Below are 15016 nucleotides of genomic sequence, written 5' to 3' on the forward strand. Positions count from 1 at the left end.
TTAATTTTTTTCTGCTATTCTTAATTTGGCACTTCGTGCTCTGTTGTTTTGTTTTATTTCTTCTTCGGTAGGTACTATTAACTTACCAATTGCTTTTAATGGTACATTAAATTTTCCAAAAAAATCGCGTTCTGGTTCGCCTACAAACATGCCGTTTTTTATAAAGCGTTTTACTAGCCGGTCTTCTAATGAGTGATAAGAAATTACGCTTAAACGCCCCCCCGGTTTTAACAGCTCTAGTGCTTGTTCTAAAAATTCTTTAAGCACATCCATTTCTTGATTAACTTCTATACGAATGGCTTGATAAATTTGGGCAAGTATTTTGTTGCTTTTATGTGCGGGTAAAAAGCGTGCTAGTACTTTTTTTAATTGTTCAGAATTTTTTAAATCTTCGGTTTTACGTGCGGCAACAATTGCTGCAGCCAAACCACGAGCGTTGTTTAATTCGCCGTATTCAAAAAACATTTTACTTAAAGCGGCTTCGTCATAATTATTTATTACTTCGTAAGCCGAAAGGCTGTTGTTTTGATTCATACGCATGTCTAAATCGGCAACAAATCGTGTTGAGAATCCTCTTTCAGCCACGTCGAACTGATGCGATGATACACCAAAATCACCCAAAATACCATCAACTTGTTTAATTCCGTACACGCGTAAAAAGCGTTTAAGGAATCTAAAGTTTTCGTTAATCAATACAAAACGCTCATCATTAAGGGCGTTTGCAAGCGCATCGGTATCTTGGTCAAAAGCAAATAATTTTCCATTAGGTCCTAAACGGCGCATAATTTCTTTTGAATGACCGCCGCCACCAAAAGTTACGTCTACATAAACACCATCGGGTTTAATGTTTAAACCGTCTACTGTTTCTGTTAAAAGTACGGGGTTGTGGTATTCGTTATGCTCCATAATTTGTTGTTGATCCCATTACTTCTTCGGCTAAATCACCAAAATCAGTATCTTCATTATTAATAATTTGTTCGTATAAATCTTTATCCCAAATTTCAATTAGGTTTATTTTCGATGAAAAAACAACTTCTTTAGAAATATGTGCAAATTCAATTAAATCTTTATTAATCTGTAGGCGTCCAGCGTCGTCAATTTCAACTATTTTTACACCCGCCATGAATTTTCGAATAAAGGTGTCTGCTTTACGATTAAAACGGTTTAATTCATTTAACTTTTGCATCATTCCATTCCATTCAGTCATAGGCCATAATTCAATGCATTTTTCGTAAATCGATCGTTTTAAAACAAAACCTTCTTCAACAGTTGTTAGTTGTTTTTTTAACGCAGCAGGTACCAACACCCTTCCTTTGGTGTCAATTTTACATTCATATGTACCTACTATTGGTTGCATTAATTTTGCATTTGATTTTTCACAAAACAAAAGTAATTAAAATTTTACCACTTTTTACCACTTTTTACCACTTTGTTGAAAAGTTTTTGTGTTTACTTGTTTTGTTGATAACTGTTTGATTTTTAGCAGGAAATTATTTTTTTAAAGAATTTAATGTATCTAATTAAATTAAATGTGTATATTATAAAAGAAACCGTAAAAAGGTGATTAAAAATGAAATTTATTTAATAAAATGGTTTTAAAAGTTAGTTGTTAATTAAACTATATTAACTTTACACCAAATTTTTATTAAAATTGTATATTTGTACGAATTGAAATCGCAAGCATGGAGCGAAACATAATAGAAGAAGGAAAATTTAGATACATTGAAATTGGTGAAGGAACACCAATTGTTATTTTACACGGTTTAATGGGTGGGTTAAGTAATTTTGATGGAGTAGCCAATTACTTTCCTAAAAAAGGATATAAAGTGGTTTTACCAGAATTACCAATTTATACTTTAAATATTTTAAAAACAAACATTAAAGCGTTTGCAAAATTTGTACACGATTTTGTGAAGCATAAACAGTATGAAAAAATAATTTTATTGGGCAATTCATTAGGGGGGCATATTGCTTTGTATTACACTAAAATGCATCCAGAATTTGTTGAAGCTTTAGTAATTACGGGAAGTTCTGGTTTATATGAAAGCGCAATGGGCGATTCGTATCCTAGACGTGGTGATTACGAATTTATAAAGAAAAAAGCGGAAGATGTGTTTTACGACCCAGCAGTAGCAACCAAAGAAATTGTTGATGATGTTTTTAATACGGTGAACGATCGTATAAAATTAATTAAAACATTAACTATTGCTAAAAGTGCAATACGCCACAACATGGCTAAAGATTTGCCTAAAATGCAAACCAAAACGTGTATTATTTGGGGTAAAAATGATATTGTTACACCACCAAATGTGGCAAATGAATTTCATGAATTGTTGCCCGATTCTGATTTGTTTTGGATTGATAAATGTGGGCATGCAGCAATGATGGAACATCCCGACGAATTTAACAATATATTAGATAATTGGTTTACCCAACGAAATATTAAATAATTATGAAGATTAACACAGCAGAATTTGTTATAAGCAATTCCGATGTAAAGAAATGTCCTACAGAACCTATACCTGAATATGCTTTTATTGGGCGTTCTAATGTGGGGAAATCTTCATTAATTAACATGCTTACCAATAATAAAAATTTAGCTAAAACATCAAGTAAACCAGGAAAAACGCAGTTAATTAATCATTTTAAAATTAATAGCAATTGGTTTTTGGTAGATTTGCCTGGTTACGGTTATGCAAAAGTTTCTAAATCAACCAAAGCAGTTTTTCAAAAATTTATTACAGCTTATTTTGAAAAACGCGAACAATTGGTAAGTGCTTTTGTTTTGGTAGATATACGCCACGAAGCTCAAAAAATTGATTTAGAGTTTATAAATTACTTAGGTGAAAGTGGTGTGCCCTTTGGAATAATTTTCACAAAAGCCGATAAAATTAGTAAAGGTGCTATACAAAAACATACTGCAGCTTATACAAAAGCGTTGTTAGCAAATGGCTGGGAAGAAATGCCGCCTTATTTTGTTACTTCGTCTGAAAGTGAATTAGGTAAAGATGAAGTGTTGAATTACATTGATCAAATTAATCAAGATATATTTAAAAACAACAGTTTTGTTTAATAAAAAAGGTTTCCAATACGGAAACCTTTTTTATTAATTTATTATTTTAATTAAAAGCTTTCGCAATCATTACCAACGAATTTTTATCGGTAATACCCGATTGGCGCCAAACCATTGCGCCGTTTTTGTAAACCATTAATGTGGGTGCCGATTTTATTCGTAAAGCATCAACCAATTCAGGGTTTTTAACTGTATCTATGTTAATAATGGTAAGTTTGTTTCCCATTTCTAGAGCTACTTCTTCTATAATTTGCTGCATTTGCTCGCATTCGGGGTTGTGTTCGGCTGTAAACTGAATTAAAACCGGAATAGTAGAGTTTATTAAATCGCCAAATTTAGACATATATACCTTTTTTTCTATCTATACAAAATTATAATTTTTCGATTACTAACGATGGGTTATTTGCTTTTTTTTAATTCTAATAACGTAATTTCTGGCCAAATGCCAACACGACCAGAATATGCGTGAAACCCAAAGCCGCGGTTTACATAAATATATTGTTGCCCTTTATTGTATAAGCCACCCCATTCTGGATACACATATTTTGCGGGGCTCCATTCTATTACTTTTGGTATTTTAAAGCCAAATTGCATGCCGTGTGTATGGCCCGATAATGTTAATTGGTATTTTTGTGGATGATTTACAATTTCGGCATCCCAATGGGAAGGATCATGCGACATTACAATTTTAAAAGCATTAGCAGGTACGTTTTGGGATGTTTTGTTTAAGTCGCCCGCTTTTTTAAAGTTTTTTCCCCAGTTTTCAACTCCTAATAAAAATATAGAATCGTTGTTGTTTTTAATTACTATGTTTTCGTTAAGCAATAAATTAAATCCGCTTTTTACAATGTTATGTTTTATTTGTTTAAAGTTAGCTTCTTTAGCTGCTGCAGTTTTCCAAGTAACATATTCGCCGTAATCATGATTGCCTAAAACGGCATGTTTACCGTATTTTGGTGTTTTAATTTTTTGTAAAAGTCCAATCCAAGGGTCCGATTCAGTAGCTAAAGTATTTACAAAATCACCTGTAAAAAGCAATAAGTCATATTCTTGTTTGTTAATTAATTCAATACCTTTTTCAATGGCTGCTTTGTTGTCCCAACTACCAACGTGTAAATCAGATATTTGTAAAATTTTTAAACCGTCAAAACTTTTCGGTAAATCGTTAAAAGCAATGGTTTCTTCTCTTACCTGAAAATTGTATTTTCCAAAAAAAACGCCATAAACAATAGATAGTGCTAATAGTATAGCAGCAGGTAAACTAATTTTTAGCAACCAACTGCTACGTGTTATTGTTGTTGTGTTTACTAAAAATATTTTTTGGTATATCCAATATGAAAATCGAACAATATCTTCAAAAAACAACGGAATACTAAATAATAATTTGGGTAAAACAAATAACAAAATTAAGGCGGTAACGTGCATGTTTTCTGATGTTTGCCCAGCGCTTCTGTCAAAACTTTTAAAATACATAAAAATGCTAACCACAATGGTAATAAGTAAAAGTAAATAGGCAAAAACGGCCATTCTTTTTTCGGTTAAACGGTAAATAAGTACACATGTATATATTTCACCTAACACCACTAAACCAAGAAATAAAAATAAAAGGGTTTTAATCATTACAACATAATTTTTGTCAAAAGTACACAACTTTGCTTTTTTAAAGATTTGTGTTTTTAATAAATTTAACAAAAATGTTTTTTGTTAGAACAATTAGCAATAAACACATTTATTATAAACTTATAAGTTTTTTGTACTTTTGGCTTTGTTGAAACAAATAGTATGAGTGAAAAACGATTATTTCTTTTAGATGCCTACGCGTTAATTTTTCGTGGGTATTATGCCTTTATAAAAAATCCGCGTATTAACTCTAAAGGGTTAGATACATCGGCGGTTATGGGTTTTATGAACTCGTTAATTGATGTTATTAAACGCGAACGACCTAATTATTTAGCTGTTGCTTTTGATAAAGGAGGTAGCCAAGCACGTTGCGAAATGTATCCTGAATACAAAGCAAATCGTGATGAAACGCCCGAAGCCATTAAAATTGCAGTACCTTATATACAAGAAATATTAAAAGCTATGCACATACCAATTATAGAAGTAGTTGGTATTGAAGCTGATGATTTAATTGGAACATTATCTAAAAAAGCCGAAAAAGAAGGTTTTCAAGTGTACATGGTAACACCCGATAAAGATTACGCTCAATTAGTATCTGAAAATATTTTTATGTATCGCCCTGCTCGTATGGGCAACGATATTGAAATTTGGGGTGTTGATGAGGTTAAAGCAAAATTTGAAGTTGAACATCCTTTACAGGTAATTGATTTTTTAGGAATGATGGGCGATGCCGTTGATAACATTCCTGGTTTACCTGGCGTTGGTGAAAAAACCGCAAAAAAATTATTGGCCGAGTTTGGTTCTATGGAAAACTTATTAGAAAATACCGATAAGTTAAAAGGAAAAATGCGTGAAAAAATAGAAGCTAACAAAGAATTGGGCTTGCTTTCTAAAGAATTAGCACGTATTATGTTAGATTGCCCGGTTGATTTTGATGCAGAATTTTTTCATTTGGATAAGCCCGATGTAGCTAAAACCGATGCACTTTTTCAAGAACTGGAATTTCGCCGAATGAAAGAACAGTTTGATAAGCTTTTTGCAGATGAAAACCCAATGGTACAACCAACACCTATTGGTAAACCACAAACAAAAAATACCGATCAAATTTCGTTGTTTGAAGTAGGTGATTCTGAAATAAAAATAGATCAAGAAGGGTATTATAAAAATTTAACAACAACAGCTCATCACTACCAAATTGTACAAGGGAAATTTGCCTTACAATTATTTGTAAAATCGTTAATGCAGCAAACCGAAGTTTGTTTTGATACCGAAACAACAAATATTGATGCAAATTTGGCCGAATTAGTAGGTATGTCATTTGCTTATACCAAAGGATCGGCTTATTACATTCCTTTTCCTGAAGATACTACCGAAGCTCAAGAATTGATTGAATTATTACGACCTTTTTTTGAAAGCGAAAACATAGTAAAAATAGGTCAAAACCTAAAATATGACATTAAAGTACTTAAAAACTATAATGTTAATGTAAAAGGCTTTTTGTTTGATACCATGATTGCGCATTATTTAATAAATCCAGATATGCGCCATAATATGGATGTTTTGGCCGAAACTTATTTGCAATATCAACCTAAGCCTATTGAAGATTTAATAGGGAAAAAAGGTAAGGGGCAAAAAAACATGCGCGATGTTGCTTTAGAAGATATAAAAGAATACGCCGCTGAAGATGCCGATATAACCCTACAGCTTAAAGATGTTTTTGTGCCTAAGCTAGAACAAAGCAAAACTCGTGAATTGTTTGATTCCATTGAAAGTCCGTTGGTTTCGGTTTTAGCTGATATCGAAGCAGAAGGTATTCGTTTAGATGTTACTTATCTAAATAAACTTTCTACGGAATTATCTGCCGAAGCTGCTGCCCTTCAATCAAAAATATTTGAAACAGCAGGGGAAGAGTTCAATCTAGCATCGCCAAAACAATTAGGTGTTATTTTGTTTGAAAAAATAAAAATAGGCAGTGGTAAAATCAAAAAAACCAAAACAGGGCAATATGCAACCGGTGAAGAGGTTTTAAGCGAATTAGCAAAAGATAACGAAATTGTTCGTGATATTTTAGAATGGCGCCAAATTGTAAAATTGCAAAATACTTATGTTGATGCATTGCCAACCCAAATAAATCCTAAAACAAACCGTGTGCATACCGATTATATGCAGGCTGTTACAGCAACTGGGCGTTTAAGTTCTAACAATCCTAACTTGCAAAACATACCTATACGTACCCAACGCGGACAAAATGTTCGTAAAGCTTTTGTAGCGCGCGATGAAAATCATGTGTTGGTTTCGGCCGATTATTCACAGATTGAATTGCGTATTATTGCTGCATTAAGTGGTGAGCCAAATATGATTGAATCGTTTAAAAATAACGAAGATATTCACAAAGCTACTGCAGCTAAAGTATTTAATGTAGCATTAAGCGAAGTTACCCGCGAACAACGTAGCAATGCCAAAACAGTAAATTTTGGTATTATTTATGGAGTTTCGGCCTTTGGATTAAGCCAACAAACCACTTTAACACGTTCAGAAAGTAAAGAATTGATTGATGCGTACTATGAAACATATCCCAAATTACGTAATTACATAACCAATCAAATAGAATTTGCTAGAGAGTATGGTTATGTGCAAACAGTTTCAGGCCGTCGTAGGTATTTAAAAGATATTAACTCGCAAAACGCTGTTGTGCGTGGTGCAGCCGAACGCAATGCGGTAAATGCCCCAATTCAAGGGTCGGCAGCCGATATTATTAAAATTGCCATGATTAACATTCATAACAGGCTAATTAAAGACCAATTACAAACAAAAATGCTTTTGCAAGTGCATGACGAATTGGTTTTTGACGTACCTAAAAACGAATTAGAAAAAGTAAAACCTATTATTAAAGAGGAAATGGAAAACGCTTTTACGTTAGCTGTGCCATTAGAGGTTGAAATAGGTGAGGGGGTTAATTGGTTAGATGCGCATTAAATTTAAAAAAGATACTCAAAAAAATAAGCCGTTCATTTTGAACGGCTTATTTGTGTTTAGAAGTTAATTAAAACTATTTTTTAACAATTTTAATAAACTGACTGTTTTCCTTAGTTTTTATATTTAACATATAAGTACCTGCACTTAATCTGCTAAAATCTAATTGAACCGTTTCTTTATCAAAATTATTTTTCATTACCAATCTTCCATTCAAATCAAATACTTCAACATTTGTAATTACATCACTATATGTTATTGTTAACTGATCGTTTACTGGGTTTGGATAGTATGTTAGTTTGCTTAAATCAAAGTTATTTACACCTAACACGATACGTGCCTCTATTGGCGTTGGGTAACTTGGACATCCGTTTGAACCAATGATTACTGCATAATAAGTTGTTTTATCAACTAATGGCATGTTCTGTGCCAAAGGATTTATTCCTTTCATTGCATCTTCATACGTTGCATACCAAACTACATTTGGTTGTGTCATTACAAAATTACTAATCTCTGCATAGTCTGTAAATGTTTGTGGCGATGCACCAACTGGACTATTTGGACGACTGTTGATTGTTACTAATACTGGTGTACGTGAAGATTCACATCCGTTTTCTACACGCGCTACAAAATAGTAACCTGTTTGTAATACATCGGTAGAAGGTAATGCTACATTTGATGTTGTGTTTACATACCATCTATAGGATACTCCTGTAGGAGTTGGTAATACTAAATCTGCAACTGTTGCGCCTTCACATAAATTCATTGAGTTTATTGCTGGGGCACTTGTACTAACTACACGAACCGCTACTGGTATTTTTGCAGAAACACAGTTTCCTATACGTTGTGCTACATAATACGTACCGTTTACTAACGGTGCTGTTAATGCTAAAGGCACAACTGCTGTTGAACTACTGTACCATTCTGCCGTAGCATTTGGTAAAATTTGTGCATTTAATTGTGCTACAGTTCCTGCTCCACAAATGTTTTGGATACCTGCTGTTGGTGCTGGTACACTACCTTGTGAAGTTGCTGTTATTTGTACTCGTAACGACTCACATCCGTTTACTCTTTGAGATACATAATAGGTACCTGTAACCACTTGGTTAGTTCCTGGAATTGGCGTTTGAGATGTTGCCGATGGATACCATACTAATTCTGAACCAGGTAATTGGTTTAAATTAACACCCGCATAGTTTATTGAACCACATATTGAAATTGTTTGTGGTGTTAAAGCTGCTGGTGTTGGATTAACATCAACTAATACTGCTATTCTATCAGACTCACATGCTCCCATTGCTTGAGATGCATAGTATGTTGTATTATCAACTAATGGATGTGTAGATGTTAATGGTACTGTTGCCGCCATTGAATCATACCATCTAATTTGTGCATTACTCATACCTGTTGCCATTAACGAAGCTACTGTTCCACCGCCGCAAACAACTTGAGTTAACTGTGCACTTGGTGCTGCTAATGTTGTAATTGTTGCTGTAAATGGTATACGAGCCGATTTGCAATTTCCAATTCTAGCTTCAACATAGTAAGTACCTGTTTGCGAAATTGTTGTTGTTGCAACAGCTGTTGTTGGTGAGTTGTAGAACGTTAAAATTGAACCTGGTGCACTTGTAACAACAACACTTGTAACTGGTGTTGGTTGACAGAATGTTTGACCTTGAACTATTGGCGCTGCAACATCTATTACATTAACTGTAACTGGTTTTACCGTTGTACATCCAGATGGTGCTGTAATAGTAGCATTATACATTTGTGTTATACCTGCACCAGATGTCATATAAACTTTTAAAGCATCAGTACCTGGTACATACGGCATGGTAGCTGCTGCATCTGCATATAAATTATTTGTAGGTGACCAAGTTACCATTGATTGTTTAAAGTTAAAAGTAACATCTAAACGCTCTGTTGTTCTTGTACCTGTTGTAATGTTAGCAGATGTTGCGCTTGTACCGTAGATACCTACATTTGACCCTGCAACTGCTGTAAAATAGGTTTGCGCATTATTTCCGCCTCCCATTCCTTCTTGTGAAATTTCAACTAATACGTTTGATAATCCATCCCAGAAGAATGGGCTGTCAAACATCATGGTTTGAACTCCTTGGAACGTATGTGTGTAATTTGATTTTGAGAAAACAGTTGCTAAACCTGTTGTTTCAAAATTATTGCTTCCAAAAGTTGTACTTGGTACCATTTTCATTTTAATGGTATACTTTGGATTTGTGAAACTTGCACCTGAATTAATCGTTTCGAATGATAAACCAGAAATGTATCCAGATGTTGTTATTCCTTGTGCTAATAATTCTGCCGCACTAAAAATATATTGTTGTTTTGAATATACATCACTTTGAACAAATGCAGAAACTACACTATTTGCACTTGTAGTGTTTATTTTACTACCTATTGATGCAGTAGCTTGGATTGGTTCTAAAGCTTTTAATTCTTGAACTGTATTTTTACAAATATCGTAAGTACTTGCTAAAGTAGATAACGATTGTGGTTTGTTACCTGCAGATACTAGAACTGTTTTTAAATGCTCACAAATACCATTAGACTGGCTTGCAGATAACACATATTCTTGTTCTGTTGTAGTACTAAATGTCCAACCTGTTGCAGCATTACCTATTACACCAGTACTTGGTGTCCATACAAAAGTATCGTAGCCACCTAAATTTGTTGTAATAGTTACAACTTCAGAAGGATCGCCCTTACAAGAAGTTACCTTGTCTTTAGAAATTTGGAAATCTGGTTTTGGTGTAATAGTAACAGGTACTTCTGTTAACACTGATTTACATCCTAAAGTAGCTATAAACATCGTGTTTGGTCTGACTGCTGTAGTTGTAGTTCCTCCACTACCACCTGTTGAACCAGATATTGTAGCTAATAATTGTGTAGCTGTAACATTGTTTGCATAACTATAAGTTGTTCTTTTTGCTGGCGCGTTGTGATAAACTAAAGTACCGCTGCTACTAAAGTTACCACCACCATTGTTACTCCAATTAGTTTGTACAACTATGTTACTTAAACCGTCCCAATAAAAAGGTGTATTAAAAGAGAATGTTTTTAAACCAGGTGTAAACGTTTCATTTGCATTGTTGTACACTGGTGTTAACAAGTTGTTGTTTATTTGTAAGCCACTAGCAGTTGTAATGTTTGTTGCGCCAATAGAAATACTAAAATTTGTTCTGCTAGCTCCACCTATTACAACTTCAAAAGACAATCCTTTAATTTCGCCCACTGCTAATCCTGCTGCTGTAAGTTCTGCAGCTGTAAAAATGTATTGGTGTTTGTATCCACCCCAACTATGATATAAGAAAGTTCCTGTTGTAGCATTAGTTGCTGTTCCATTTCCTACTTGTGCGTTAACATCAACTGGTGCATCTCCCGCCATAACCCAGTAACTTCTACCAGTTGTTAAATAAGGTGTTGTAAAAGTGGCCCCTGTGTGCACTACATTGCCATCTTCTGCAGCATCAAACCAGGTAACTATACCCGCATCGTAAATCGCTGTCAAATCAACTTCTTGCGGACCACAAACCGTTACTGCAGGTGCTGCAATTAAGTTTGGATAATCACATAATGTTATAAATTGTTTACCACCAGCCCATAAACTAGTTTCTGTAGCAGAGCATTTTGCACGTACATAAATTGAGTATTTAGTTGTAGGGTTTAAACCTGTAACGTTTATGTTGGTAATGCCTGGTTGTGTAGTTCCTTTGAATATAGCGCCGGGGTCACCGGGGTCACCAGATTCGCGTATTTCTACTTCATATGCTATAGAACCTAAGTTAAAGTTGTCTACCCAAGAAATTGTTGCGCTGTTTTTTAAAATGTTGTTTACTTTAATATTGTTTGCTAAAATAGGTTTACAGTTAGGTGTATCTTCGTAATAAACATCGTCTAAATAAATTGTTCCAGATGATGTTGTTCCATTGTGAATTAAATTAAACCCAAAATAATCGTCTGTTGTTGCATGTAAATAAATAGAGTATTCTTTATATGTTGTGCCGCTAATTTTTATAGTGTCTAAAGGTGTAAAATTAGCAGCAGCTGTTGTTCCGTCTGAAGTGAAAAATTCTATTAATTGAATAGCAGATCCCGTGGTTTTAGCTGAAAAGCGAACCTGTTTTACCCAATTTCCGTTCCCTAGGTTGTTTGTTTCGGGCGAAATAAGCATTAATCGTTGGTTTTGATTAGCAGCTGAATTTGAGCGATACATTCTATATGAATGGCTTGGCGATTGTGCATTTGAAGAATTTACATATCCGTATCCAGAAGATACTACTTCGTCAACATAATTCCAGCAATTAGGATAATTGTTGTTTGTAGTACTTCCAGTTGAAGTTGTATCAAAACCTTCGTAAAAGTTTCCTACGATAATTCCACAAAGTGTAAAAAACGATTCAGATGTAGGATTCCATTTTCCTGCTGAAGTGCTACCGCAAACACTTCTCATATAAACGGTATAATTTGTTGCAGGCGATAATCCAGTGACGTTTGTTGTTGTTCCATTAACAATCCCTGTGCTTGCTAAGCCGTTGGTTCCTGAACCAGGTAATCCGTTGGTACGTATTTCGTATTCATATGCGGTTACTGTTGGGTCAATTGAAGCTGTCCATGTTAAGGTAGCTGTGTTTTGTGTAATTGCAGGAATGTTTATTCCAGTGGGAAAGAAGCATGTTTCTAAGTCTTCATAATAAACATTGTCTATATAAGCATAAGGGTAAGTAGTAGATGTTGATCCGTTATGCGGTACTCTAAACCCAAAATAATCATCTGTTGTAGCTGCTAAAGGAACTGTATATTCTTTATAAGAAGTTCCGGTAATATTAAAAGTTGCTAGAACAGTTGCATTTGCTGCGGCTGTGTTACCATTTAATCGAACAATCTCTAAAAAACTAGGTACGGTTGTGGAATTTCCCCGAGCGTAAAAGCGAATTTGTTTTGTACCGTTTCCAAGGTTTACTGTTTCTGGAGATACTAATGTTAAGTTCTGATTAGTGTTTGATGTAGAGCACATTCTGTAAAAGCGAAAGAACCTAGGAGGAGAATAAGACGTTGTTGTAGAGTTGGCCGTGTATCCGTAACCAGTTGTTGTCATGTTGTCTATATAACTCCAGCAACTGGGGACCGAAGGGTTAATAGAGTTTCCAGTTGTTGTTGTGTCAAAATTTTCACTAAAATTAGTAGCGATAGGAGCACAAGCTTGCGAATAGGTTTTCATAAACGAAAGCAAAATCATAATAGCAAAAGCTTTGGGCAAAAGCCAGCTAATCTGAAGTTTAAAAAAAGTTGGTTTTTTCTTCATTGTTGTTAATTTTAATAATGTTAATTGTAAAAATATAACAAAAAATTCAATAATTACTTGTTTAAATTTTATTTTTTGATTTTTAAACAATAAAAGGTGTTTTTTTTTAATATTAATTGATTTTTTTTACACAGTTAAAAATGCCATTTTTAAGGAAGAAGTGATCATTGTGTAATGTGTTAAAAATTAGGACAAGAAAAATAAAAAACAAACAAATTTGTATAGTAAAATAAAATGTTTAATTTTGCACTCCCTTTATTGGGAAAGGAATGTTTAATTAAAAATAATTTATTGTGGAAAGTTTAAGCTACAAGACAGTATCAGCAAACAAAGCAACTGTTCAAAAAGAATGGGTTGTTGTAGACGCTGAAGGTCATAACTTAGGACGCCTTGCTTCAAAAGTTGCAATGATTTTGAGAGGTAAGTACAAACCAAGTTATACCCCTCACGTAGACTGTGGAGATAACGTAATTGTTATCAATGCAGAAAAGATCAACTTAACAGGTAACAAGTTGAATGACAAAACGTACATTCGTCACACAGGTTACCCAGGTGGTCAAAGAGAATTAACAGCAAAAGTAATGCAACAAAAAAATCCTGCATTATTAATTGAAAAAGCTGTAAAAGGAATGTTACCTAAAAACAAATTAGGTGCACAATTATTCCGTAATTTAAATGTAAATGTAGGTTCAGCGCACAAACACGAGGCACAAAAACCTAAAACCGTTAATTTAAACGAAATTAAGTAATGGCAGTTATTCACAAAATCGGTAGAAGAAAAACCGCAGTAGCTCGTGTTTATGTTTCAGAAGGTTCTGGAAAAATCACAGTGAACAAAAAAGATTTCGCAACTTATTTCCCAACGGCAACGTTACAATACAAAGTAATGCAACCTTTGTCTATGACAGAAAATGCAGAGAACTTTGACGTAAAAGTAAATGTTTACGGTGGTGGAACAACAGGGCAAGCAGAAGCTGTACGTATGGCAATTGCACGTGCAATGTGTGAAGTTGACGCTGAAAACAGAGCAATTTTAAAACCAGAAGGTTTATTAACGCGTGACCCACGTATGGTTGAGCGTAAGAAATTTGGTCAGAAGAAAGCTCGTAAGAGATTCCAATTCTCTAAACGTTAATATTTTATATTATTATTTAATAAAAAATCTAAGTTTTTGTTGCTGCTGGCCGAGGTCAGAGGTAGTTTAGCATCTAAATGAAGCCTGAAATACCAATTGAAGGAACATTGCTAACACAAGAACGTAAACTATTACAAAAATGGCAAACAAAGTAGAAGTTAAAGAATTACTAGAAGCAGGTGTACACTTTGGACACATGACTAGAAAATGGGACCCAAACATGGCTCCTTACATCTATATGGAGCGTAATGGTATCCACATTATCAATCTATATAAAACTGCAGCTAAAATTGAAGAAGCTAACGAAGCTTTAAAGAAAATAGCTGCATCAGGTCGTAAAATTTTATTTGTTGCGACTAAAAAACAAGCAAAAGATATCGTTGCTGAAAAAGCAGCAGCTGCTAACATGCCTTACATTACTGAGCGTTGGCCAGGTGGTATGTTAACTAACTTCGTTACAATCCGTAAAGCTGTTAAAAAAATGGCTTCTATTGATCGTATGAAAAAAGACGGTACATTTATGACTCTTTCTAAAAAAGAGCGTTTACAAGTTGACCGTTTACGTGCTAAATTAGAAAAGAACTTAGGTTCTATTGCTGATATGACACGTTTACCGGCTGCATTATTTGTAGTTGATATCAAAGCTGAACACATCGCAGTAAAAGAAGCTCAAAAATTAAACATTCCAGTTTTTGCAATGGTTGATACTAACTCTGACCCTCGTGAGGTTGATTATGTAATTCCAGCAAATGACGATGCTTCTAAATCAATCGATAAAGTATTATCTTTAGTAACTACAGCTATCATCGAAGGAAATTCTGAAAGAAAATCTGAAAAAGAAGAAGCTGCTAAAACTGAAGCACAACCTACTGCTCAAGAGTAATCTTAACAG

11 protein-coding genes are annotated in these 15016 nt (G+C 34.2%); 6 read left to right on the forward strand and 5 right to left on the reverse strand.

Annotation, left to right across the window (positions count from 1 at the left end):
• A complete protein-coding gene (gene rsmH / locus P3875_RS02635; RefSeq protein WP_303444699.1) occupies positions 1 to 906 on the reverse strand; it encodes a 16S rRNA (cytosine(1402)-N(4))-methyltransferase RsmH in 906 nt (301 codons plus the stop codon).
• On the reverse strand, positions 896 to 1357 hold the full coding sequence (mraZ, locus tag P3875_RS02640; protein ID WP_303444700.1) for a division/cell wall cluster transcriptional repressor MraZ: 462 nt from the start codon (positions 1355 to 1357) through the stop codon (positions 896 to 898). Before mraZ ends, rsmH begins: the two co-directional genes overlap by 11 nt.
• 325 nt (positions 1358 to 1682) lie before the next feature.
• On the opposite strand from mraZ, the gene P3875_RS02645 reads away from it, so the two are divergent.
• Together P3875_RS02645 and yihA are read left to right on the forward strand one after the other, a co-directional pair.
• Positions 1683 to 2450 carry an alpha/beta fold hydrolase gene (locus tag P3875_RS02645; RefSeq protein WP_303444701.1) on the forward strand — a complete coding sequence of 256 codons (768 nt, stop codon included), beginning with the start codon at positions 1683 to 1685 and terminating at the stop codon, positions 2448 to 2450.
• 2 nt (positions 2451 to 2452) lie between these two features.
• Positions 2453 to 3073: a ribosome biogenesis GTP-binding protein YihA/YsxC gene (gene yihA, locus P3875_RS02650; RefSeq protein ID WP_303444702.1), complete on the forward strand. Its 621-nt coding sequence runs from the start codon at positions 2453 to 2455 to the stop codon at positions 3071 to 3073.
• 46 nt (positions 3074 to 3119) lie between these two features.
• Here yihA and P3875_RS02655 read toward each other — a convergent pair whose 3' ends face one another.
• The gene (locus tag P3875_RS02655; protein WP_303444703.1) at positions 3120 to 3416 is read right to left on the reverse strand and encodes a thioredoxin family protein; all 297 of its coding nucleotides are present in this window, start codon (positions 3414 to 3416) and stop codon (positions 3120 to 3122) included.
• Between the two features lie 56 nt (positions 3417 to 3472).
• Positions 3473 to 4693 (reverse strand): metallophosphoesterase, encoded by a 1221-nt coding sequence (locus tag P3875_RS02660; protein WP_303444704.1) that lies wholly within the window; start codon positions 4691 to 4693, stop codon positions 3473 to 3475.
• Between the two features lie 162 nt (positions 4694 to 4855).
• Between P3875_RS02660 and polA the strand changes: the two genes are divergently transcribed.
• The gene (gene polA, locus P3875_RS02665; protein ID WP_303444706.1) at positions 4856 to 7669 is read left to right on the forward strand and encodes a DNA polymerase I; all 2814 of its coding nucleotides are present in this window, start codon (positions 4856 to 4858) and stop codon (positions 7667 to 7669) included.
• Positions 7670 to 7742: 73 nt separating this feature from the next.
• On the opposite strand, the gene P3875_RS02670 is transcribed toward polA, so the two are convergent.
• Entirely contained in the window at positions 7743 to 12989 is a 5247-nt protein-coding gene (locus P3875_RS02670; RefSeq protein ID WP_303444707.1) for an Ig-like domain-containing protein, read from the reverse strand.
• Positions 12990 to 13282: 293 nt separating this feature from the next.
• On the opposite strand from P3875_RS02670, the gene rplM reads away from it, so the two are divergent.
• The 3 genes from rplM to rpsB all read left to right on the forward strand — a co-directional run bounded on the left by rplM (position 13283) and on the right by rpsB (position 15007).
• Positions 13283 to 13738, forward strand: coding sequence for a 50S ribosomal protein L13 (rplM, locus tag P3875_RS02675; RefSeq protein ID WP_303444708.1), 456 nt, complete (start codon positions 13283 to 13285; stop codon positions 13736 to 13738).
• A complete protein-coding gene (gene rpsI, locus P3875_RS02680; protein WP_303444709.1) occupies positions 13738 to 14124 on the forward strand; it encodes a 30S ribosomal protein S9 in 387 nt (128 codons plus the stop codon). The genes rplM and rpsI overlap by 1 nt, the downstream gene beginning before the upstream one ends.
• Positions 14125 to 14263: 139 nt before the next feature.
• Entirely contained in the window at positions 14264 to 15007 is a 744-nt protein-coding gene (rpsB, locus tag P3875_RS02685; RefSeq protein WP_303444710.1) for a 30S ribosomal protein S2, read from the forward strand.
• Positions 15008 to 15016 lie beyond the last annotated feature (9 nt).

It is taken from the genome of Myroides sp. JBRI-B21084, assembly GCF_030545015.1.
GTDB lineage: Bacteria > Bacteroidota > Bacteroidia > Flavobacteriales > Flavobacteriaceae > Flavobacterium.